General features: G+C 33.7%; 23 protein-coding genes and 1 tRNA gene. 4 read left to right on the top strand and 20 right to left on the bottom strand.

The window, feature by feature from the left end:
* Window positions 1-55: 55 nt before the first annotated feature.
* The 7 genes from BHY08_RS03425 to BHY08_RS03395 form a co-directional block, all read right to left on the bottom strand.
* Complete coding sequence (locus BHY08_RS03425; RefSeq protein WP_071456544.1) at window positions 56-388, bottom strand: YlbG family protein; 333 nt, start codon at window positions 386-388, stop codon at window positions 56-58.
* Window positions 375-806, bottom strand: coding sequence for a YlbF/YmcA family competence regulator (locus BHY08_RS03420; RefSeq protein ID WP_071456543.1), 432 nt, complete (start codon window positions 804-806; stop codon window positions 375-377). Before BHY08_RS03420 ends, BHY08_RS03425 begins: the two co-directional genes overlap by 14 nt.
* The gene (locus tag BHY08_RS03415; protein WP_071456542.1) at window positions 803-1,948 is read right to left on the bottom strand and encodes a CAP-associated domain-containing protein; all 1,146 of its coding nucleotides are present in this window, start codon (window positions 1,946-1,948) and stop codon (window positions 803-805) included. Before BHY08_RS03415 ends, BHY08_RS03420 begins: the two co-directional genes overlap by 4 nt.
* 23 nt (window positions 1,949-1,971) lie before the next feature.
* The gene (locus BHY08_RS03410; RefSeq protein ID WP_071456541.1) at window positions 1,972-5,400 is read right to left on the bottom strand and encodes a pyruvate carboxylase; all 3,429 of its coding nucleotides are present in this window, start codon (window positions 5,398-5,400) and stop codon (window positions 1,972-1,974) included.
* 24 nt (window positions 5,401-5,424) lie between these two features.
* Window positions 5,425-6,621 (bottom strand): FtsW/RodA/SpoVE family cell cycle protein, encoded by a 1,197-nt coding sequence (locus tag BHY08_RS03405; protein WP_071456540.1) that lies wholly within the window; start codon window positions 6,619-6,621, stop codon window positions 5,425-5,427.
* 25 nt (window positions 6,622-6,646) lie between these two features.
* Window positions 6,647-6,934, bottom strand: coding sequence for a DUF1507 family protein (locus tag BHY08_RS03400; RefSeq protein ID WP_071456539.1), 288 nt, complete (start codon window positions 6,932-6,934; stop codon window positions 6,647-6,649).
* 127 nt (window positions 6,935-7,061) lie between these two features.
* Window positions 7,062-7,673 (bottom strand): superoxide dismutase, encoded by a 612-nt coding sequence (locus BHY08_RS03395; protein WP_071456538.1) that lies wholly within the window; start codon window positions 7,671-7,673, stop codon window positions 7,062-7,064.
* A gap of 174 nt (window positions 7,674-7,847) precedes the next feature.
* Here BHY08_RS03395 and BHY08_RS03390 point away from each other — a divergent pair, with 174 nt between their 5' ends.
* Complete coding sequence (locus BHY08_RS03390) at window positions 7,848-8,645, top strand: DUF1189 family protein (protein WP_071456537.1); 798 nt, start codon at window positions 7,848-7,850, stop codon at window positions 8,643-8,645.
* 34 nt (window positions 8,646-8,679) lie between these two features.
* On the opposite strand, the gene BHY08_RS03385 is transcribed toward BHY08_RS03390, so the two are convergent.
* From BHY08_RS03385 to mltG, 7 genes are all read right to left on the bottom strand, one after another.
* The gene (locus tag BHY08_RS03385) at window positions 8,680-8,967 is read right to left on the bottom strand and encodes a HesB/YadR/YfhF family protein (protein ID WP_071456536.1); all 288 of its coding nucleotides are present in this window, start codon (window positions 8,965-8,967) and stop codon (window positions 8,680-8,682) included.
* 79 nt (window positions 8,968-9,046) lie between these two features.
* A complete protein-coding gene (locus BHY08_RS03380) occupies window positions 9,047-9,709 on the bottom strand; it encodes a potassium channel family protein (RefSeq protein ID WP_071456535.1) in 663 nt (220 codons plus the stop codon).
* Between the two features lie 29 nt (window positions 9,710-9,738).
* A complete protein-coding gene (locus tag BHY08_RS03375) occupies window positions 9,739-10,371 on the bottom strand; it encodes a response regulator transcription factor (RefSeq protein ID WP_071456534.1) in 633 nt (210 codons plus the stop codon).
* Window positions 10,364-11,440 (bottom strand): sensor histidine kinase, encoded by a 1,077-nt coding sequence (locus BHY08_RS03370; RefSeq protein WP_071456533.1) that lies wholly within the window; start codon window positions 11,438-11,440, stop codon window positions 10,364-10,366. Before BHY08_RS03370 ends, BHY08_RS03375 begins: the two co-directional genes overlap by 8 nt.
* Window positions 11,437-12,168 (bottom strand): cell wall-active antibiotics response protein LiaF, encoded by a 732-nt coding sequence (gene liaF / locus BHY08_RS03365; protein ID WP_071456532.1) that lies wholly within the window; start codon window positions 12,166-12,168, stop codon window positions 11,437-11,439. Before liaF ends, BHY08_RS03370 begins: the two co-directional genes overlap by 4 nt.
* Before the next feature lie 134 nt (window positions 12,169-12,302).
* On the bottom strand, window positions 12,303-12,773 hold the full coding sequence (gene greA, locus BHY08_RS03360) for a transcription elongation factor GreA (RefSeq protein ID WP_071456531.1): 471 nt from the start codon (window positions 12,771-12,773) through the stop codon (window positions 12,303-12,305).
* A 168-nt stretch (window positions 12,774-12,941) separates the two neighbouring features.
* Window positions 12,942-14,240, bottom strand: coding sequence for an endolytic transglycosylase MltG (gene mltG / locus BHY08_RS03355; protein WP_233541931.1), 1,299 nt, complete (start codon window positions 14,238-14,240; stop codon window positions 12,942-12,944).
* Window positions 14,241-14,415: 175 nt separating this feature from the next.
* Here mltG and BHY08_RS03350 point away from each other — a divergent pair, with 175 nt between their 5' ends.
* Window positions 14,416-14,739: a zinc ribbon domain-containing protein YjdM gene (locus BHY08_RS03350; RefSeq protein ID WP_276325588.1), complete on the top strand. Its 324-nt coding sequence runs from the start codon at window positions 14,416-14,418 to the stop codon at window positions 14,737-14,739.
* A 44-nt stretch (window positions 14,740-14,783) separates the two neighbouring features.
* Here BHY08_RS03350 and BHY08_RS03345 read toward each other — a convergent pair.
* Window positions 14,784-14,856: transfer RNA gene (locus tag BHY08_RS03345), tRNA-Thr, on the bottom strand.
* Window positions 14,857-15,028: 172 nt separating this feature from the next.
* Between BHY08_RS03345 and BHY08_RS03340 the strand changes: the two genes are divergently transcribed.
* Entirely contained in the window at window positions 15,029-15,568 is a 540-nt protein-coding gene (locus tag BHY08_RS03340) for a P-loop NTPase family protein (RefSeq protein ID WP_071456529.1), read from the top strand.
* Window positions 15,569-15,590: 22 nt separating this feature from the next.
* Here the strand turns inward: BHY08_RS03340 and BHY08_RS03335 are convergent, their stop codons facing one another.
* Both BHY08_RS03335 and recJ read right to left on the bottom strand, forming a co-directional pair.
* Complete coding sequence (locus tag BHY08_RS03335) at window positions 15,591-16,103, bottom strand: adenine phosphoribosyltransferase (RefSeq protein WP_071456528.1); 513 nt, start codon at window positions 16,101-16,103, stop codon at window positions 15,591-15,593.
* Entirely contained in the window at window positions 16,100-18,409 is a 2,310-nt protein-coding gene (recJ, locus tag BHY08_RS03330; protein WP_071456527.1) for a single-stranded-DNA-specific exonuclease RecJ, read from the bottom strand. The genes BHY08_RS03335 and recJ overlap by 4 nt, the downstream gene beginning before the upstream one ends.
* A 147-nt stretch (window positions 18,410-18,556) precedes the next feature.
* Here recJ and BHY08_RS03325 point away from each other — a divergent pair, with 147 nt between their 5' ends.
* Window positions 18,557-19,462, top strand: coding sequence for a polysaccharide deacetylase family protein (locus BHY08_RS03325; protein WP_071456526.1), 906 nt, complete (start codon window positions 18,557-18,559; stop codon window positions 19,460-19,462).
* Window positions 19,463-19,535: 73 nt separating this feature from the next.
* Here the strand turns inward: BHY08_RS03325 and BHY08_RS03320 are convergent, their stop codons facing one another.
* The 3 genes from BHY08_RS03320 to BHY08_RS03310 all read right to left on the bottom strand — a co-directional run bounded on the left by BHY08_RS03320 (window position 19,536) and on the right by BHY08_RS03310 (window position 23,067).
* Entirely contained in the window at window positions 19,536-20,072 is a 537-nt protein-coding gene (locus BHY08_RS03320; RefSeq protein WP_071456525.1) for a biotin transporter BioY, read from the bottom strand.
* Between the two features lie 71 nt (window positions 20,073-20,143).
* Window positions 20,144-21,118, bottom strand: a complete 975-nt coding sequence (locus BHY08_RS03315; RefSeq protein ID WP_071456524.1) for a biotin--[acetyl-CoA-carboxylase] ligase — start codon at window positions 21,116-21,118, stop codon at window positions 20,144-20,146.
* Window positions 21,115-23,067 carry an alpha/beta hydrolase family protein gene (locus tag BHY08_RS03310; protein WP_071456523.1) on the bottom strand — a complete coding sequence of 651 codons (1,953 nt, stop codon included), beginning with the start codon at window positions 23,065-23,067 and terminating at the stop codon, window positions 21,115-21,117. Before BHY08_RS03310 ends, BHY08_RS03315 begins: the two co-directional genes overlap by 4 nt.
* Between the last annotated feature and the right edge of the window lie 85 nt (window positions 23,068-23,152).

The raw sequence follows: 23,152 nt of genomic DNA, 5'->3' as shown, positions 1-23,152 counted from the left end.
TCTCTATATAAAATTGGCGATAAAAAAAGTATTTGTCTTATGTCAGACAAATACTTTAATCATCAAATTCTGCTAAGCGAATTTCTGTTTTTTGCTCTTCAAAATCTAACGGTTCATCATGACAATCTTGATTTCCTAATCTATTAGTAAAATTCATATTAATATCTGGTCTAAATGATTGCTCTACACTTCTAACAAAAAACTGTTTATTTAATTTTTCAATTGTTTCTTCAACAGACTCTTCATCTACATATAAAACCACATATTTCATTTTTTTTGATACATAATAAACATAGCCAAATCGTTTTAGATTTCTTAATTGTTTTAAACTATAAACCCAAACGACTAATCCACGTCTGGGTGTTAATTCTAACTCATTTGTTAACATGACATGTCCCTCCACAACCTTTTTTAGCAAATTCAAAAAAGGGATTTCCTGCATCAACCTTTATCGTGTCTGATATTGCTTGTGCGATATCTAGACTAATATAGTCTAACACATTTTGAACATTTGTTTCATTTACTTTGAACGTTGCAACTAAATCATTCACATCTAGTGAGCGTTTGGCTCGTCTTAAGGCTCGTCTTGTCTCTTTAAAGTCTGGTGCATATTTACCATAAGGTTCAATTTTTTCAAATGCCTCTTTTTTAGCTAGAAATTCTTCCATTAGATCTGACACATCTTTACTCTCAGCCATGCTTTTATATGACGCTATATAATCTTGAACAGTCTGACTACTAAGTACGTCTCTTGCTACTTGACTGGCTTTATCTTCTAAATCAAATAATTCATCATTATAAATCATCTCTTATCGCTACTTTCAGTGGTTAATGATGCATTAGCTGCCTTTTGATTAAATAAAACTAACACTTGATTTTTATTATAGGCTATGCCAATATACTCATCTTTTGAATCTTTAATTTCACGTTGATCAAAACGATTGACAAACCAATTGGTGACAATAAACGGGACATCTCCCATGCTTTGCACAAATAAACCATGTGTATTTTTATCTACTGGTTTCCCTAATTTTAACAAACACTCCATCTCTTCATTAACTAAAAGGAAACTATCACTTGGATTACTTGATTCAACTTTTTCTTGCCATTGTTCCAATCGGTCATCTTTTTTTATCACTAACTTAGGATCTTTATTGAATTCAGCTAACGCTTTTTTACTTTCAAGTACAAGTTCTGTATCAAGTTTATAAGGTTTACGATTAATTCGTTGGCGTACAATATTTAAAATAGTCAATAATTGTTCTGTATTAGCTTGATTGACCATTTCCCACTCATCATCTGTCAGCTCAACAGGCGGATTGGTTGTTTCCTCACTAAACTGATAAGGAATCATATCCACTAACGTGCTTTTACTAACGTATCTCACACCTAATAATTTACCTGTATCATAGTTAAAATGAAGCAAAGCATACGTGCCATTATCAAATGAAATCAATGGACGATAATTCATATCATCTTCTGTCAGTTCAATTTTATATTTTTTGTCCTTATAGTCAAATTCAAAAGCGGGATAGATTGTTGTGATTTCAGAAATATCACCTAGTGTCATTTCTAAATTAAATGGAGCAATATCAACTTGTGTTCCTAAAACAAACGCGCTTGATACTGTACCTTTTGTCAGTTCAACTTGATAATAATCGGTCGCATTATCGCCATAAACCAACCACTTTCTATCACTCCCAACTACCCATTCATTTTTAGGGTTTGGCATTTTTTCTTTCAGTTCTTTTTCTGACAAACCAATAATAGTTGCCATCCCTGTTGCATTTAATTTGTTATGTTGTGTCGATTTTATTTGAGGTTTAACTTCATTAACCACTAACTCATCTACAGGCTTAGGAGATTTTTGTGACAAGACGACTGGTTTCATATAAAAAAATGTTAGCACAATTACAAATACTACTATAAATTCTCCTACACGACGCACCTTGTCACCTCCTACTCTCTACATTAAATCGTTAATTCAACTAATAAATCTCCCGCTTGAATGGCGTCTTCGTCTGCAACTAGAACACGCTTCACAATACCATTGCGTTTAGCATAAATGGTTGTTTCCATTTTCATCGCTTCTGTAATCATAATTGGATCACCTTTTTGCAATGAATCACCCGGTGCTACTAACACTTTTAAGACAGATCCGGGCATTGTTGCTGCAACGTGTGCATCATTTGTTGGTTCAGCCTTTTCTTTTGCCATAATAGTTGATTTGATATTGCTATCTTTAATCACAATTTCACGACGTTGACCGTTTAAATTAAAGAATAAGACGCGATTTCCTTCAAGGTTAGGCTCACCGATTTCATCTAATGTGATAATCAATGTTTTTCCTTTTTCAATACGCACTTCAACTGTTTCTCCCACACGCATTCCTTGGAAGAAAGTTGGTGTATCAAGTAATTCCACATCGCCATAAGTATTATACATTGTCATATAATCTAGAAATACTTGTGGATACATGATATAGCTGATTACTTCTTTATCTGTCGGTTCACGGTCAATTTTTCCAGCTAGTTCTTCTTTCACTTGATCAAAATCTACTGGTTCAGCTAAACTACCAGGTCTTACTTCAATAGATGGACGGCCATTTAAAATAGTTTCTTTTAATTTCTTAGGAAATCCTCCAGTTGGTTGTCCTAAATCTCCTTGGAAGAAACTAATCACTGACTCTGGGAAGTTTAGCTCACTGCCTCTTTCCTCTATATCTTCTTCAGTTAAATTATTTTGAACCATAAATAGTGCCATATCCCCTACAACTTTTGAAGATGGGGTAACTTTAACAATATCACCAAACAAATAATTAACGCGTTCATACATTTTTTTAATATCATCCCAACGCTCACCAAGACCAACTGCTTTGGCTTGTTGTTGTAAGTTAGAATATTGTCCACCTGGCATTTCATGTTGATAAACTTCTGTTTGAGGAGCATTAATGCCATTACCAAATGGCGTATAGAAAGCACGAACATCTTCCCAATAATGATTGATTGTTTGAACAGACTCAATATTAACATCTAAATCACGATCGCCATTTTCTAGTGCGTAATATAAACTACTCATACTTGGTTGACTTGTTGAGCCACTCATGGCACTCATTGCCACATCAACAATATCCACTCCAGCTTTAGCAGCAGCAGAATAAGTAATAATTCCATTACCGGCTGTATCATGAGTATGTAAATGAATTGGCACATCAACTGTTGCTTTTAATTCTGAAATCAAATGATAAGCTGCTTGTGGTTGTAATAAACCAGCCATGTCTTTAATCGCAATAATATGAGCACCCATATTTTCTAAATCACGGGCCATTTGTTTGTAATAAGCCATATTATATTTTGGACGACTTGGATCAAGAACATCCCCAGTATAACAAATAGCTGCTTCTGCAATTTTATCAACATCTCTAACATATTGAATACTTTTTTCCATTTGAGGAAGCCAGTTTAAACTATCAAAAATACGGAAAACATCAATACCTTCTCTAGCGGCTACCGTAATAAATTCTTTAATGACATTATCAGGATAGTTTTGATATCCAACAGCATTAGAACCTCTAAACAACATTTGGAACAATGTATGTGGCATTAATTTACGCAATTTTTTCAGTCTAATCCATGGGTCTTCATTTAAGAAACGATATGCCACGTCAAACGTCGCACCACCCCACATTTCAAGTGAGAATAATTCTGGTACAAGCTCACTTGTTTCTTTCGCAATATGTTTTAAATCAGTTGTTCTAACGCGAGTTGCAAGTAAACTTTGATGTGCATCTCTAAACGTTGTATCTGTTACTAAAACAGATGATTGATTCTTAACCCAATCAACAACAGCATCCGGTCCTTTAGCATCCAAAATCATTTTTGGTGTTTCAATTCGTTTTTCTGTTGTTGTAATAATTTCAGGAATTCTAGGAGAAGAATGGTATTTTTTCTCATGTTTTCCAATTCCAGGGAAACCATTCACTGTGACTTCTCCAATATATTTCATTGTTTTATTTCCACGGTCTCGCATTTTAGGGAAATTAAATAATTCGTCTGTTGTATCAATAAATGTTGTTGTTGCTTCACCGCTCACAAATAAAGGATGAGACAATACATTATAAAGAAACGGAATATTTGTTTTTACGCCGCGAATTCTAAATTCTTTTAATGCACGTAACATTTTTTGGACAGTTTGTTCAAATGTAATACCATGTGTACATACTTTAACCAATAATGAATCAAAGAATGGTGTAACCATCGCACCAGCAAACGCGTTTCCTACATCTAAACGAATACCATATCCACCTGGAGAACGGTATGTATCAATTTTACCAATATCAGGTAAAAAGTTATTCAAGGGATCTTCTGTTGTAATACGACATTGGATCGCATATCCATGAATATGAATCCCATCTTGTTTAGGTAAGCCAATATCTTTATGTAAATCTTTACCCATTGCAATTTGTAATTGACTAGTCACAATATCAACGTCTGTAATTAGCTCAGTAATAGTGTGCTCTACTTGGACACGTGGGTTCACTTCAATGAAATAGAAACTGTCTTTATCAACTAAAAACTCAACTGTCCCTGCATTTATATATCCAACATGAGCCATTAATTTTACAGCGGCTTGACATATTTCTTCCCGTTTTTCTGGTGACATTGACACACAAGGTGCAACTTCAACTACTTTTTGATGACGTCGTTGAACAGAGCAGTCACGTTCAAAAAGATGGATAACATTGCCATGTTCATCCCCTAAAATCTGTACTTCAATATGTTTTGGATTCACAATGTATTTTTCAACATAAATTTCTTCACTACCAAATGCCGCTTTAGCTTCACTTTTAGCCCGTTCATATCCATCAAGTGCTTCGGCTTTATTGTGTGCAACACGCATACCGCGTCCGCCTCCACCTAAAGCGGCTTTAATCATAATTGGGTATCCAAATTCTTCCCCAAATGCGACAACATCATCTACGCCACTTACAGGTCCATCAGTTCCAGGGATAGATGAAATTCCTGCTTCTTGAGCTGCTAATTTTGCTTTAATTTTATCTCCAAAAATATCTAAATGATGTAAGCTTGGCCCAATAAATTTGATACCTTCTTCTTCACAACGTCTTGCAAAATGAATATTTTCAGATAAAAAGCCATATCCCGGATGGATGGCATCAGCACCACATTCTTTTGCGATACGAATGATATCTTCAATATCTAAATAAGCGTCAATTGGTTTTTTCCCTTTCCCAACTAAATAGGCTTCATCTGCCTTAAAACGGTGAATGGAACGATCATCCTCTGTTGCATAAACCGCCACTGTTTGTAAATTTAGCTCTGTACACGCTCGAAATACTCTGATAGCTATTTCTCCACGGTTAGCTACTAATACTTTCTTCATATTACATCCCCCACATTTTTATTACTAATTGAACATCAATAATAACTGAGATTCACTATACTTGCCATTATCAAATTTTTTACGTTTTTCATCTGCACTAATGTTTAGTGCAAATCCTACACCAATAGATAAAGTTACTAAACTAGATCCTCCTTGACTCAGAAATGGAAATGTCACACCAGTTAAAGGAATGATTCCCGTAATACCTCCAAGATTAACAAATACTTGTATCAACATCATACCTGCTATACCAATACACATCAATGAATTAAAATTATCAGTTGAACGAATGCCTATCGTCATAATTCGTAAAATTAAAAAAAATAATAACATTAATAAAATTAGTGAAATAAATAGCCCTAATTCTTCTACAACAATCGAAAACATAAAATCGGTTTGAGCATTTGTTAAAAAACCCTTTTTTTGAATACTCTTACCAAGACCTAGTCCAAACCATCCACCATTGCTTAATGCAAAATAAGAATTAATCATTTGATGACCATCACCAAGTGGATCGGCAAACGGATTAGTAAATGTTTTAAACCGTTTATATACATACATCATTCTCTGTGGAAATAAAGAACTACCCAATAAAGAAATAAACTGAATCACTAGTGTTGAAACAACAACGCCACCTCCAACGACCACTAAAGTATAGAGATACGGGATACCACTTGCCAACACCATAACTAATGCAATTAAAATTAAAATAGCCGCCCCACCAGTATCAGGCTGGATTAAGACTAACACGATTAAACTTCCAATTAAAATCATTGGTTTAAATATAGCATCTTTAAAATGCCCCAGTATCATATCTTGCCGTCGCGATAGAATATAAGCTAAATACCAAATAATAATGATTTTTAGAAACTCTACGGGTTGAAGACGTACAGGACCAATTTGTAACCATCCGTCTGCACCACCACCACTAACTCCTAAACTAGTAAATTTAGTTAACACAAGTAAGGCACCAATAGTAAGAATTGCAGTCATAATAAACTGTTTATTTTGAAATACCTTTGTTTTCATTTTATAAGTAAACAAAATGGCTAATAATCCAACTATAAAAAAGCCACCTTGTTTTATCGCTTCTAAAGCCAATCCTTGAGAATTAACAGAACTTGCACTATAAACCATTAAAATACCAACTATTGATAAAATTAAATAAGGTACTAAAATGAAATAGTCCAAAAAATACGTTTTCTCTATCTTCCTATGCACCGATTAAATAACCCCCACATCCATTTTAACTACCAGCATCCTTTTCTTCCTGATACACCATGTTATATACTTTATTTAACTCTTTCTCTAACTCAATAATCATATCAAGGCCTTCTTGCCTATTAATCAAACCAATGGATTGAGCAAATTCAACTTGTTTTGAAAAGCCAAACATTTGTGTATCAACAACTTCTTCAAAGGCTTTACATTGGGCTATGCATTGATGATTTCTTTGGTTCGTTAATAAGTGTTTAATTTTATTTGCTTCAACTGTTAGTGCACTTAAAATCGATTCTTTTGATATTTCTAGCATATTAACTGCCCTCCCTTTTATTTGGTTCATTATACCATATTCTTTTCGCTCATATGTTTAACTTTTTAAGTATGCATAAGAATTTTTATAAAAAAAAAGGAAAGCACACTCGCTCTCCTTAAAAAACTTATTTTTGAACTGCTTTATAACGGTTGTTTACTTCATCCCAGTTAATAACATTAAAGAATGCTTTCACGTAGTCAGGACGAACATTGCTATATTTTTTATAATAAGCATGTTCCCAAACATCAATACCTAATAAAGGAGTTTTTCCTTCTGTTAATGGAGAATCTTGATTTGGAGTTGACATAATTTCTAATTTTCCATCATTATCAACTAACCAAGCCCAACCTGAACCAAAACGACCAGTTGCCGCTGCTAAAAATTGATCTTTGAAATTATCGTAGTTACCAAAAGCACTTTCAATTGCTCCTTTAATAGCGCCAGTAGGTTCGCCACCACCATTAGGTCCCATAATTTCCCAGAAGAATGCATGATTTGCGTGTCCGCCACCATTGTTTCTAACAGCCATACGGATATCTTCAGGTACGTCATTTAAATTAGTAATCAATTCTTCAATTGATTGTTGTCCTAATTCTGGATGCTTTTCAATTGCCGCATTTAAATTAGTTACATATGTGTTGTGATGTTTGTCATGATGTAATTTCATTGTTAATTCATCAATATGTGGTTCCAACGCATCGTATGCATATGGTAAATCTGGTAAAGTATAAGTCATAATAATAATGCCCCCTAATTTTTTTGATAATTATGAACAATTTCAATATACCACTGAAACAATACAAAAAGCAAAAAATAAAACCCAGAAACCTTCAATTTCTCGTTTCTTGTATTCATTTGCTAAAAGCGTTACAATGAGTAGTAATTCAATTTATACTACAAAGGAGTTATTATGCGAACATTTGACTTAATAAAAGCGAGTTTTAAGCAACCTACTTTGCTATTAGAAGGTAGAAATAAAAAAGGATTTCATATTTTTTTATATTTGTTATTACTAGCTGTCATACTCTCGTTACCTGTTATTTATCAAGCAACATTAATTACTAAAACAATTCAAGATGATGGAAAAAAAATCATTCAGAAACTTCCAGAATTTTCGATTGAGGATAACACGCTAGTCACAAAGAAAAAAAATGATGGGTTTATCTATCAAACAAACTCACTTATCTTTACGTTTGACCCTAATGATAAAAGAACCAAAGAAGAGATTGAAACTGACGCAGCAAGTAATGTCCTTGTTGTCGGATTACTAAAAAAAGAAATCATCATGATTTTACCTCGAGTTGGAACGACAACAGATATTATGGAAGATAATGTATTGACGATTCCTTACTCAATGCCACAAGCAAATATTTTAAGTAAAAATGTCCTTGAACAACTTTTTGCAAGCAATACTAGTCGTTCAATGTGGTTTAGTATCATGTTCTTTGTCACTTGGTTTATGGTGTTCTTTAATTTATTGATGGATATTGTCATTCTTTCTTTCTTTGCCAATATCTTTACTAAATTTAGATTAATTGGGTTTAAGTACAAAGATGTATTTAAAATCGTCGTTTACTCTGCAACACTGCCTAGTATTTTAACGGCTATTTTACAATTTGTATGGCCTAGTATTTCATTTGGATCAGTTGGTGTTGCACTAACCTTATTGATTTATTTCAATGCTTTACCTAAACGAATTAAAAAATAAAAAACTGTAGAACGATTAATCGTTCTACAGTTTTTTATTGATATGTAAAGCTTGGTTCATTTAATTTATCATCTATATCAACAGTTAATGTATAATCGGTAAAAAACCAATCATCTGCTTGTTCTGTAAAATAAGTGATGCCGTCAATAACAGTTGTTGTACGAGCGTCTTCAGGTTCTACAAGAGAAATACCCGTTGAAAAACCAACGTGAACATTCGTACTACCACCATACTTTCCAAAAATACGGACAAAATTACCAGATTCTAGTCCTAGTTCTTCCACAAACCACTTGTGGGCGCTATCTGTTACAATAAGTTCCATTTTATCTTCCTCCAACTATTCGGATGTCGAACTTATTGTAACACAACCATTAAAATCCTTTTAATTTCATGCTCATTTGTTATTTCATTTTCGCATCTAGGTAATCTACATCATCATTATGACCAACAACTAATAAAACATCACCTTCTAAAATTACCTGTTCAGCAGGAGGGGACACAATCAAATCGTTTTTCCCACGTCTAATGGCCACAATAGTAACATTATAATGTTTTCTGAAGTTAATTTCTTGAATTGTTTTGTTGAAAAATTGTTTATAACTCACCCGAATCTCAACTAAAGAATAATCCTCTGATAGTTCAATAAAATCAATCATGTTTTTTGAAGTTAATTTATGACCCAAACGATACCCCATATCACGTTCTGGATGGACAACTAAATCTGCCCCAACTTTTTCCAATACACGACCGTGATACTCATTTTGTGCCTTAGCCGTAATATGTGGGACACCCATTTCTTTTGCCATTAATGTTACTAAAATGCTCGCTTGGATATCTTCACCAATTGTGACAATCACATGATCGAAGTTTCTTAATCCTAATGAACGTAACGTTGCTTCATCTTGTGCATTAGCTAAAACAGTATGCGTCGCTATGTTCATGTATTCATTCACACGGTCCTCGCAATTATCAATTGCTAATACCTCTTGGTTTGATTCAACTAACTCTCGACACACACTTCCGCCAAAACGTCCTAATCCAATAACTGCAAATGTCTTTCTCATGTAAATTGTCTCCTTAAAGGTTTAATTAATTATTTTACTATCCCATGCTTAAACGCATAAATCGCTGCTTGTGTTCGGTCATCTACATCTAATTTAGACAAAATATTTGACACATGGGTTTTCACAGTTTTTAACGTGATAAATAATTCATCAGCTATTTCTTGATTACTCTTTCCTTCAGAAATTAGTAACAAAATCTCTTTTTCACGATTAGTTAAATCTTCATGCAAATCATGTACTTTAGGCTTAGATAAACGCTCCATCATTTTACTGGTCACTTCAGGTTCTAACACTTTTTCTCCATTATATGCTGAGCGTATGGCATTAGCGATATCTTTAGCCGATGATGTTTTTAATAAGTACCCTGCTGCTCCTGCTTCAATTGCTGGATAAACTTTTTCATCATCTATAAAACTCGTTACAATGATAACTTTAGCTTCAGGCCACTCAGACAGTATTTTTTTTGTAGATTCAATACCATCCATAACCTCCATGACCAGATCCATCAAAATAACATCCGGTCTTTTCTCTAGTGCCTGTTCATATCCCATCAATCCATTTTCAGCCTCACCAACTACTTCAATATCCGATTGAATTGATAAATAAGATGACACACCTAAACGTACCATCTCATGATCATCTACTAATAGTACTTTAATCATCATGTTCCTCCTTTAGAATCGGCACTTTTATTTCGATACTGGTACCTTGTCCTTTAAAACTGACAATACGACAAGTTCCTCCCATTCCTTGAACACGTTCCCGAATATTTTGCAATCCATAACTACCTACCTTTTCTTCTTTTACATCAAACCCCACACCATCATCAACTAATCTTAATAAAACTGTTTGATCGATTTTTTTAAGATAGACTTCCAATAAATGGGCTTTAGCATGTCGTAAAGTATTAGACAGTAACTCCTGTGTGATTCTAAACAAATTATCTTCGATTGAACTTGGAAGGGTAACATTTTCAATTTGCCACTTTAACTCTATATTAATCTTTGTTTGTAATTCTTTCAATAACATTTCGATTCCTTGTTGAAGTGTTTTTTCTTCCAAATTAATAGGACGTAAATGAAGTAATAACGCACGCATTTCTGACTGAGACGTATTAATAATAGAAGCCACTACTTGGAGCTGTGTCTCAATAACTTCAGGCACGTCCATTTCCTCAACCATCTCATTTAAAGTAGATAACATCATTGTAGCGGCAAATAACTGTTGGCTTACTGAATCATGCAACTCTCTTGCAATGCGGTGACGCTCAGACTTTATAATATCCTCTTTTGATTCTCCATCAACGTATTTAGGGATTGAACTAAGTTCTTGTAGTTCTTTAGACATTGATAACATTTTTGAACGAACATTTTGAACATCTTGCTCTAACTCATCAACTAAACCATCTTCTTGATATTTTTTTTCTTTATTTGAAAAGATAGTATGCTCGTAGTTACCCACGCTTAAAAAATGAAGTTGTTCTTCTATTTTCCCATAAGTATATCGATTGACTAGATACAGAATAGAAAATGCTATTCCACTAACAGCAATAGCTATTACAATAATATAGACAATAATTGGAACTTTAAATAAACGCGTTGTTATTAACTCAAGCATCCATTTCCGTTGGTTATTCGCGAAAAAGTATGTATATAGTGTCAAAATTAATACAATAAAAGTTAGAAAAAATGTGTAAAAAAAGATAAGTGGTCGGCTTTTTTTAGACATCATACACGAATCACCTCAAGATCTCCGAACAATGTATTAGTAATCACTTTCAATCTTCTTGTTGAATCATCATAATCTTCACTATAAAGTTTTAACGACTCATTATTTAAATGATACACTTCTTGATCAAAATGAACCGCCCCACGCATACTGGAATGTTCTAATAAAATACCAATTCCTGTTGGCACCAAAATACGAGTTCGGCCAAATACTTTTCGAATAATCACGACATTATCTTCTTTTGGTAATAATGTATTACCTAAGTCAATAATCGTATCACCAATCATCAAAGAAAAATTAATATCATCCCACTCATATGTATCACTACCCAAACGCTGACTACCAATCCACGAACGCTTAAATCGTTTTCCAGCACGTTTACTACGACCTGTCGTTTTAATCATTTTAATTTGTTTTTTATTCCAAGGAGCAAAATTAAAAAAACGAACTTCTGAAATCTCTCTCATCACTAAACCAAAATAAATAACTGCTAAAATTAACATTAACCATACAGCCGGGCTATTAAGTAAACTTAACACCATGATGATGATGGAAGCAACTAGTTGAAACTGATTAAATGATGTTTTGTATTTTTTATTTAATACATAAAAAAGGTTTACAACGGAAAATGTCAAAAATATAATAGCGGGGATATTACCCAATAATTGATATAGAGCCCACAACAATAGTAATAACTCAATTACAATAAATACTCTCCATGAGCTGCGCATAACTAATCGGCTCCTTTTTATTTCATTTGATTTATTATAACGTTTCTTTTAACATACATAAAACTTCAAAAGATTGAAAATTATCTAAGACTTAAGACCTATACTCAAAATAAAAAGTTATGCAATTGCATAACTTAAGAAATTTTTTTAATTTTTACATTCATGCTACCACCAGGTGTTTCAATCGTTACAGTATCATTTAGTTTACAACCTAACAATGCTTTAGCAATTGGTGAATCATTTGAAATTTTCCCTTCAAATGGATCAGCTTCTGCACTACCTACGATTGTATACTCTTCTTCTTCACCATCTGGTAGTTCGACAAATGTCACCGTACGACCTAATGAAACAGTATCTTTATCTGCACTATTATTATCGATTATTTGAGCAAAACGAATCATGTTTTCTAAGGTTGTAATACGTCCCTCAACAAATGCTTGCTCGTCTTTTGCTGATTCATACTCAGAGTTTTCTGATAAATCCCCAAAACTTCTAGCAATTTTTATGCGTTCGACAATTTCTTTACGCTTAACTGTTTTTAGCATTTCTAATTCTTCTTCTAATTTTAGTTTACCTTCTAAAGTCATAGGATAGACTTTTTCCATAGTACTCTCACTTCTCCTTAACTAATCTATATCAGTTTATTTCTTATAAAGGAATAGCTTTCCTGAAATCATCAGAAAAGCTTGTCCTATTTAATATACACAACACAATACCACGTTGATTGAAAAATGTAAACTCTTTATTCTATGAAAATTTTTTATCATTTAAAATCAATTGTTTTTATCATCTATATACTCTTTTTTATTCACTAAATGTTCATCATATGTTTTTGCATAATAAACTTTTCCCGTCGACACATCGGCTAAGAAATATAATGCATCTGTCTCTTCAGGATTTAATACAGATTCAATTGCCTGTTGGCTTGGATTATTAAACGGTCCCGGTCCAGTCCCTTTATTAATATACAAATTATAGGGTGAGTCAATTTGTGTATCTTTTTCTGATAGATGAACTTTATGCTCCTCCATTGCATATAAAATTGAAATATCTGATTGTATTGGCATATCAATGGCTAGTCGATTTAAGAATACTTGAGCTATCTTACGTCGATCTTCAGGCGTTACTCCTTCTTTTTCTACTAATGAAGCAAGTGTTAAGACTTCTTGTACGGTCATTTTTTTTGCTTTGATTTGATCATAATAAGGTGCTAACACTTGATTTGTCTTATCAACCATTTGCGTGATCATATCTTTAATTGGCACATCTTTATAGTAGTAATAAGTGGCAGGATATAGATAGCCTTCTAAACGGTACCGTGTATCCTTAGCATTTTTTGCACTCTCAAGCAAGTCTGGGTATTTCGTTACTAATTCATTAAAGAATTCTTCATCCTTCACTACATCTAAGAAATCATCTTTAGATAGTTTTGTTTCTTTACTAAATAATTCAGCAATCTGATCTACGGAATACCCTTCAGGAATGGTAATTTTAGCATCTGCTAATGAGACTGGTTCATCTGTTCCACCCTCTTGTAAACTATCTGTAATTGCCTCAAGTGTCATACTAGGTGACATTTGATAATATCCAGCTTGAAAATCAGCTTTATTGTTCATTTTTACATAATAAGAAAACACTAAACCACTTTTGATAATTTTATTTTTTTCTAAGATTTGTCCAATTTGTTTACTACTACTTCCTTGCGGGATTTCAACTTGAATTAATTTTTCATTTTTACTATCTAATGGCTTCAAACTAGAAGTAAAGTACTGATACGCAAAAAATCCAGCAATAGACAATGTCATAATCAATACAGCAACAATAATTAGCACAATTTTTTTCACCATATTATTTTCTTTCTTACGTCCTTTGTAACTTGTTTGTTGCCTTCTATTTTGCGTTCTATCTCTATTTCTTTTTTGTAATTCTTGCTCATCAGGTATATGTTTAGACTGCTCTTCTTCTTGGCTTATAGTGTCATCCGACTTCATCGAATCTAACACATAGCCTCTTAGCTCTTTACCCGTTTTATGTTCTTGTTCACGATTAAGGTCATCATTTCTATCAGTCAAAAAAGGGCCTCCTTTTATTTAAATTTGCTCTTACTATTATACATGATTATTATGAAATTCCAAATACCTTAAACAAATTATAGATATATTTTTACGTTTTCTTCCTCTTTATTTTTCATACTAAATAAGATACAATAAACTAAATCGTCGAAAGGAGGGTATGACAGTGGAAACATTGCCAAATTGCCCAGAATGTAACTCATCATACACTTATGAAGATGGACTAATGTATATTTGTCCAGAATGTGCTCATGAGTGGTCAACACAAGACTCAGAAACCGTCGAAACGGTCAAAACAGATGCTTTTGGTAACCCGTTAGCTGATGGTGATTCTGTCACAGTCATCAAAGACTTAAAAGTAAAAGGTGCCAGTCAACCAATCAAACAAGGAACTAAAGTTAAAAATATCCGTTTAGTTGAAGGCGATCATGACATCGATTGTAAAGTTGATGGATTCGGTCCAATGAAATTAAAATCTGAATTTGTTAAAAAACTATAAAAAAATGTAACTGGGAATCTTCCCAGTTACATTTTTTTATTTTAAGCCACCTGTCGGACTTGAACCGACGACCCCCACCTTACCATGGTGGTGCTCTACCGACTGAGCTAAGGCGGCATATTTAAAATACAAATTATATAATACTTAGTTTATCAACGTTTGTCAATAATGGAATACAACAATAAATTATCATATAATAAAATACGAGTAGTAAATAGTATTTTATTGAAAAAACTCACTAATTATTATACGATATGTATAGAACAATTGACTGGAGAATAGATACAGGATGAAAATACGAATTATCGGTTATGCGGGTAGTGGTAAGACGTCACTTACTATAAGGCTACAAGAAAAATATCGAATTCAAGGAATTGCCTTAGACGACTATTTAAAAATTAAAGATAAAAATCAACGTTATAACCAACTTAGTGAACGTTTACAAAATCTATCTAACTGGATTGTGGAAGGCGTTCAAGTCAGTCGATGGACCGATCAAAGCATGAATGATGCTGATTTAATCATCATTTTGGATTATCCTTTATCTCTTTGTCAATATCGCGTTACCAAAAGAGCTATGACACAATGCTTTCAAAAACAGAAATCTTTTGCTCAACGAAAAAAAATAATAAAACGTATGTTTAAACTCTATAAATGGAATCGTAGATTTAAAAAAAGATTACCTGACATCAAGCAGAATTTATACATGAATCACGGAAAGCTTCTCATTCTTGAATCTCCGAACGATGAGAAGCGTATCCATCGAGAAATAAAATCTGATCGTAGTAAACTAAGTAATAATAATAGAAAAAAAAACAGCAAGAAATGATAAATTTCTCGCTGTTTTTTATTTAAAAGTCCATTAAAGCTAGCATATCATAGCCTTTAATTTTTTCACGACCGTTTAATTCATTTAACTCAACTAAAAAGGCACAACCAACAACTTCGCCACCTAATTGTTCAACCAATTCGATTGTTGCAGCTATTGTTCCTCCAGTTGCTAATAAATCATCACAGATAATCACTTTTTGTCCTGGTTTAATCGCATCTTTATGTAGAGTTAATGTTGCTTTACCATACTCTAATCCATAATCAACTTCGATTGTTTCACGAGGTAATTTTCCTTTTTTACGAGCTGGAGCAAAGCCAATTCCTAATTCATAAGCCACTGGACAGCCAATAATAAATCCACGAGCTTCAGGTCCTACAACCATTTCAGCACCACGTTTTTTTGCATATTCAACAATTTGATTAGTTGCTTCTTGATAAGCAGCCCCATCTCCCATTAACGGTGAAATATCTCTAAAAATAACTCCTTCTTTAGGGTAATTAGGGATACTAGCAATATAATCTTTTAAATTCATCTGTCTTCCTCCTGTTGCGATATCCATTGACGAATATCTGCTACATTACTATATAAAAATAGTCTTTCCATGTCAATTTTATGTAAGTAAGCTTGATAAACGTCGCTTTCTTCTAAAGCTTTTTCACTCGGATTAGCAACCTTGCTCATCAAACCATCTTCTATTGTAACAAATCCTAAATCAAAAAACACTTTTATGATAAAAATTAAATGATTTTTAGATATTTGTAAATAATTAGATAAATCATCTAATTTATATCTCACATCAAGGTTTCCCTGAGCATGCAACAATTTAAATACTTTTCCAAATTGTTCCCTTGTCGGAATGCCTGATAGATAATGTTCCGTTGTAATATTCAACCACAAATATAAGCGTTCAATGTCACAGCTAGAGACCAGTTTAGATACAACTTCTAAGTCATATGGGCAATCAACAAAAACCAATTCCTTAAAGCCGACTAACTTATCAACATCTTGTAATTCATGAATATAGTAAACTTTATCTTGCGGCAATGAATCCACTTTTGTTTCCTTATTAAACACAACGAAAATAGGATGAATCGCTAAACTATCAAATTCATCTAACTTGCCACCACGCATATCAAATATTTGAACCCCTGACACACGGTAATCTTCAAGCATTAATTGTGCTTTTCTAAACCCATTCCACTCATTTATGGATAATTTTCCAACAACATCGAGTAAGCCTCCTGTTGTCATTTCACCAATTTCAGCCCCCTTGCCAAAAGCAATACAATCTAGCTGATGACTTTCTTGTACGAGCTGACCTTTCAAATGATTACCATCTGCTCCGATTTTTTTCATTCCTTCAGCCTTAACATCAGACACCATCACAACAGGCGAAGGATTATCTGTTCCAAAAGGCGCCAGTTTTTTCATCTCTTCTATCACATCTACTGAAACGTCTTCAATCAAAATATCTGCTTCAATGTCTAAACTGTCTTTTGAACCACCATCTATCAAGGGATCCACAATTGTTATAAGAGACTGTCTTACTTCATCTAAATTATCACGTTCAAATGATAATCCTGCTGCCATATGATGACCACCAAATGAAGTAAATTTTTCTTTCATTTCAGACAGAACATGGAACAAATCAATATCCGCGATACTTCTACCTGAACCTTTCAATAGTTCGCCATCACTTGCCGTAGTCATAATAATCGCAGGACGTTGCGTTTGTCTTACAATGTGACTGGCAACAATTCCTAAAACACCTTCATGCCAATCATCTTTTTCTAAAAGATATATAGGTTGTTCTCCCATCTCCTCAACCATCTGAAGAGCTTCTTTAGTAATTTTTTTTACTAATTGTTGTCTTTGGCTATTGGTTTCTTGAATGTCCTTTGCGATAACCATTGCTTCTTCTTCATCAAACGTTGATAGCAACTCAACGGCTGGCATAGCATTTTTTAATCGACCCATCGCATTAATACGTGGTCCAATACCAAATCCGACCGTTTCTTCATCCGCTGTTGCTAAGTCAATGCTTCCAACCTCTGCTAACGCATGTAAACCAACACGTTCTGATTGATTTAAAATCTTTAGTCCTAAACTAACAAGCGCACGATTTTCTCCAGTCAAAGAAACCAAATCAGCAATTGTGCCAATCGCAACTAAATCTAAACTTTCCATCGGCAACTCACCTAAAAGAGCTGTCGCAACTTTAAACGCAACGCCAACACCTGCCAAATCTTTAAATGGGTAGTCTCCTAAAGGGTGTCTGGGATGAATAATGGCGTAAGCTTCCGGTAATTCATCGGGTAATTCATGATGATCTGTTACAATGACGTCAGTCCCTTGTTCTTTAGCATACGCTAATGCCTCATGACCACTCACGCCATTATCAACTGTAATGATTAATTGAATTCCTTGCTCAATAAAGTACTTATATACATCTAAATTTGGACCATAACCATCAGTAAAACGATCAGGCAAATAATACTCTACCTCACCACCAATTAATTCGATGGCTTCTTTTAACACTGTCGTACTCGTCACACCATCAGCATCATAATCTCCATAAATTAACATCCTCTCACCTGATGCAACCGCCTCTTGTATTCGTGTCACCGCTTTTTCCATGTCATACATTAAAAAAGGATCGTAACAATCTTCTAAAGAAGGGTTTAAAAATGCATTAACCTCATCTATTGTCGTTAGTCCTCTGTTAACTAAAAGGTGACTCATTAGAGGAGATAGGTTTTGTTGTTTAAACTCTTCAACTGTGGTTTGTTGTTCGTCAGTTAGTAATTTTTTTTTCCATTTAAATTGAGATTGTTTCACTCAAACACTTCCATTCTATTTCATTCATTTTATTTTAAATTTCTGAAATCTCACCTTTCACAGTTTAACATAGCTCAATTCTTTCAACAAATACTTGCCAATATAAATAACCCTTTGATACTATAGAAAAGACAAGGAGGCTCTCTTATGAAGAAAAAAGCACTATGGACTATCGTTATTTTATTATTAATTGAATTGATACTAGTTGGTGTTTACTTTACTAAAAACACTAGCCAAAACAAAAAACTAAAAACGGAAGAATCATCTATTCTAGCCAAATCATCTAGTCGTGAAATTAAAGAAACAACGACTACCTCTGAAACAAAACCTGGTGAAATTGATACAACGGATTGGCTAACAAGTGACACTGACATTTCATTTCCAATACTAATGTATCATAGTTTAACTGTCAGTAATGACGGAAACACACTGAAACTACCACCTGAAGAATTTAAAGAACAAATGGAATGGCTGAAAGAAAATGATTACTATACATTAACACCTGAAGAGGCATATATTGTCCTAACTGAAAATAAAAAGCCAAAAGAAAAAATCGTTTGGATAACATTAGATGATGGTTATCTTAATAACTACACAGACGGCTTTCCTATTTTAAAACAATTAAAACTAAATGCGACAATTAACTACATTACCTCAAAACAAGACAATCAATATTACTTCCACCAAGCAGACATGGAAAAAATGAAACACAGTGGGCTTATTTCAATTGAAAGTCATACTGTTAGTCATCTTGATTTGAATACATTAAGTGATGAACAAATTCATACAGAATTACTTGATTCAAAAAAATGGCTTGATGACACACTTAAACAGCAAACAAGTGTTATATGCTATCCAGCTGGTAGATATGATGATCGTGTTGAAAAAGAAGCTGAGTTGACAGGCTATAAACTCGGTCTAACCACTGAACCTGGGTATGCAAGTAAAAATGATGGCTTATTTGCATTAAAAAGAATTAGAGTGTCTCCAGGTTTTGATAAAGAATCTTTTGGAAACTATCTTACTTCAAGTAATCAATATGCTAATAACTAATAAAAACGTATTAACTTAGGCAATTAAACTCTAAGTTAATACGTTTTTATTTTTTTCATTACTATTACTTTCTTTAAGCCATAGCTTTTCGTTGAACTAATGGGCGTAACTTTTGAGAAATCAATACAATCAAAATCACTTTAATGATAGTTGTTGGAATAAAAGGTAGCACCGTTGCTGTAAAGGCTACAGATAGACTACTTCCTGCAACAAAATGAAACATCACAAATCCAACTACGAAATTTATAATAGCACTTAAACTTAGTCCAAGATAAAGAGAAAATGGATTATCTCTTTCTGCAAAAGCTCCTGAAATATAAGCCATTATTGGGAAACTTAAAATAAATCCTCCTGTTGGTCCAAACACAACAGCAGCTCCTCCAGAAAATCCTGCAAAAACAGGTAGACCAATTAATCCCAATAATACATATAACAATGTAGCTACTGTCCCTGATTTTTTCCCAAGTAATACCCCTGTTAATGGAATAATAAATGTTTGTAGTGTCATCGGTACGCCGTAAGGCATTGGAATGCTTATTTGTGATAGAACCACAATCACTGCCGCAAATAATGCAATTTTTGTTAAATCTGATGTTTTAAATTTTGTCATAGTCTCTCCCCTTTTCTTTTTTATTATAGCAAAAAAAAAAGGTTAGTCAACCTTTTTTTCAAAAAAGTTGACTAACGTATTTTTAAGGAAACTTCTCCAAAACGCAGTTCTCGCGTTTGCCCATCAGAGCGTTTTACAACAAGTGAGCCATTATCTAAGATATCTTCTGCGATTGCATCATAATTTGTGGTACCTGATACAACAGAAACAGGATGTCCAATCACGATTGATTTTTGTCGATATATGTCCATCATTTTTTGCTGTGTCATACTATTAGCTTGTAAAAAGAACTGATTAATAATCTCAGCAGCAATATGATTTCTAACCACGTTTTTATCATCAAACAATGCAGTTGCAACTGATTGCACTTGATCTGAAAATAGTCGAGAATCTGTCGAAACGTTTATCCCTATCCCTACTACAATCCAGTCTAGTTTACCTGTTTCAAGATTGGTTACAGCTTCAGTCAAAATACCACAAACTTTTTTTCCTTTAAGAAACAAATCATTTACCCATTTAATCCCAATATTTTCACCTGTGAAATGTGATAATACGTCTGCTACTATCACTGCCGAATAAGCTGTCATAAGTGAAGGTTCGATATTTGGTAACTCATCTGGTCGAATAATCAAACTCATATAAATCCCTGTGTCCTTTGGTGATTCAAATACTTTCCCGTATCTTCCTCTACCTTTAGTTTGTTCATTGGCAATAATGACTGTTCCATGTTCTGCCCCAGCAACAGCTAATTCTTTTGCTCGATTATTGGTCGAATCAATGGAATCATAAACATTAATCTGAGTTGCATCAATTGATTGGTCGAGGTAAGGTTTCATGCCTTGTAAAGATAGTTTATCACTAGACTCCTCTAACGAGTAACCTTTGCTTTTTACAGCTTTAATTGGATAGCCTTCACTTTCTAATTGTTTGATGGCTTTCCATACAGCGTTTCTAGATACACCAATTGTCTCTGCCAGTTTTTCACCGGAGAAAAATTCTCCCCGATGATTTTCTAGCATTTCTAATGTTTTACTCTTTACTGTCATTTTATTTCCTCATTATTTAAATACTTGTCGAACCAATTTGCAATATCCGTTAAGCGAGCGACCCTTAGATTTGGTATACCAGCTCTTGATAACCCATGACTTGATTTAGGGTAGACGATCATTTCTGTTGGCACATTAAATCGTTTCATTGCTGTAAACATTTGCTCTCCTTGTTCTTTTGGACAACGTAAATCTTCTTCTCCATGTAAAACTAATAAAGGTGTCTTAGCATTTTCAACATAAGCTAGCGGAGATAATCGCCACATCTCTGAAATGTTTGGTAAATCTGTTAATAATTGATACTTAACAAAGAATGCCCCAATATCACTTGTTCCATAAAAACTAATCCAATTTGAAATAGAGCGTTGTGTCACTGCCGCTTTAAATCGTTTTGAGTGACCAACAATCCAGTTTGTCATAAATCCACCATAACTACCACCAGCTACAACCAATTTTTTTTCGTCAATTTCGGGGTGTTCTGTTAATACAACATCTAATCCTGTCATCAAATCTGTATAATCTTTATTGCCATAGTCACCTAATATCGCACTAACAAATTCCTGGCCGTAACCTTGTCCGCCTCTTGGGTTTAACATTATCACGCCATAACCATTTGCTGCATGATACTGCATCTCATGGAAGAATGTTTCACCATAACAAACTTGTGGTCCGCCATGAATATATAAAACAGCTGGATGATTTTTTTGTGTCGTTACAGGAGGCACATACCATCCTTGAACAGACACATCTTTTTCTGATTCATACCAAAATTCATGTGGTGTTGATAATTCAAGTTCAGTTAAAACCGATTTATTTGGATTATAAACAGTTTTTAACTCTGATGTACTTAAAGACAATACACCTAGAGCTGATGGTTCTACTAAAGTGGAATACGTCACAGCAAACTCATTTCCATCAAGATAGGCATCTGTTAAATGATTTTTTTCATCATAAATTTTTTCTAAATGACCTTCTAAGTTTCCTTGATAAAGGAGTATTTTCCCATGATGTGTGACTGGAAAAATAAATTCTTTAGTAGATAGCCACTCAATGTCGACTCCTCTAACTTGTTGTTGGAAATCACCAACAATCGCATCTCCCACTTCCTCATCTAAGTGTTCAGTTAAACAAGCTAACTGTCCTGTTTTCATATTGTAGTGATACAATTTATTTTGTGAAACAAAACCAAAATCAAAAGTATTCCCTGTAAGGAGTAACTCTTCTTCTGTTGCATTCATTTTCCCATAGTAAAAACTTCCTGTAGGTAATGAATTGGTTAAGCAAGTGAGTGAGTGAGTTGAAAATTCAAGTTTATAAACAGTAATTCCATAATCCCACTCATCTTTTGGGTCTTTTTCTCTTCCAATAATGGCATAACTTTCGTCTTTTGACACATAGTCTAAACTAAACTCATCTTTTGTTTCATAAAGAATCGTTTCCTCTTTTGTTGCTACCATCACTTTACTCAATTGATAAGTCGCATCTAAATCTAATAGACCAGATCCATCTAGTTTATAAGTTAGTTTGTCCCATTTTTTAGGTTGTTCAAATGATGTTTCTGTCGTTTCGTTTTTTGATTTGGTCTGAATAAAATAAATCGCACTGCTTGAAGTATTCCAAGTATAGTTTGAAAAGGACTCTTTTTTCATTATGCTAAAGCTACTACCACCATCAAGAGCCTGAATATTCAAGTGTAATTCTTTTTCTTTTTTACTTACAAAACTTAGCCATTTTTTATTAGGAGATAGTTTTAACTGACTAATTGAAACGTCTTCTCCACTCCATAATCGTCGTTCGTTGGTTGTTTTATTCACACTATAAATTCTTGATTCGTATTTGTTTGTTTCTTTATTGATTGAGTGCTCCATAAAGAAAATCAACTCACCAGAAGTTACAGGTTGAGATAAACTATTTAATTCAAATAAACTATCGGTTGTCACTTTTTTCATCTAATCAGTCCTTTCATATTACTATCATTGTAAAACAAAGAATTATAATATATACTAGCCAAGACACAAAAAAGATGACCTCATC

This window comes from Vagococcus teuberi (assembly GCF_001870205.1).
GTDB lineage: Bacteria > Bacillota > Bacilli > Lactobacillales > Vagococcaceae > Vagococcus > Vagococcus teuberi.
The sequence above is the reverse complement of the archived record's forward strand: the minus strand, read 5'-3'. Positions and strand labels throughout refer to the sequence as shown.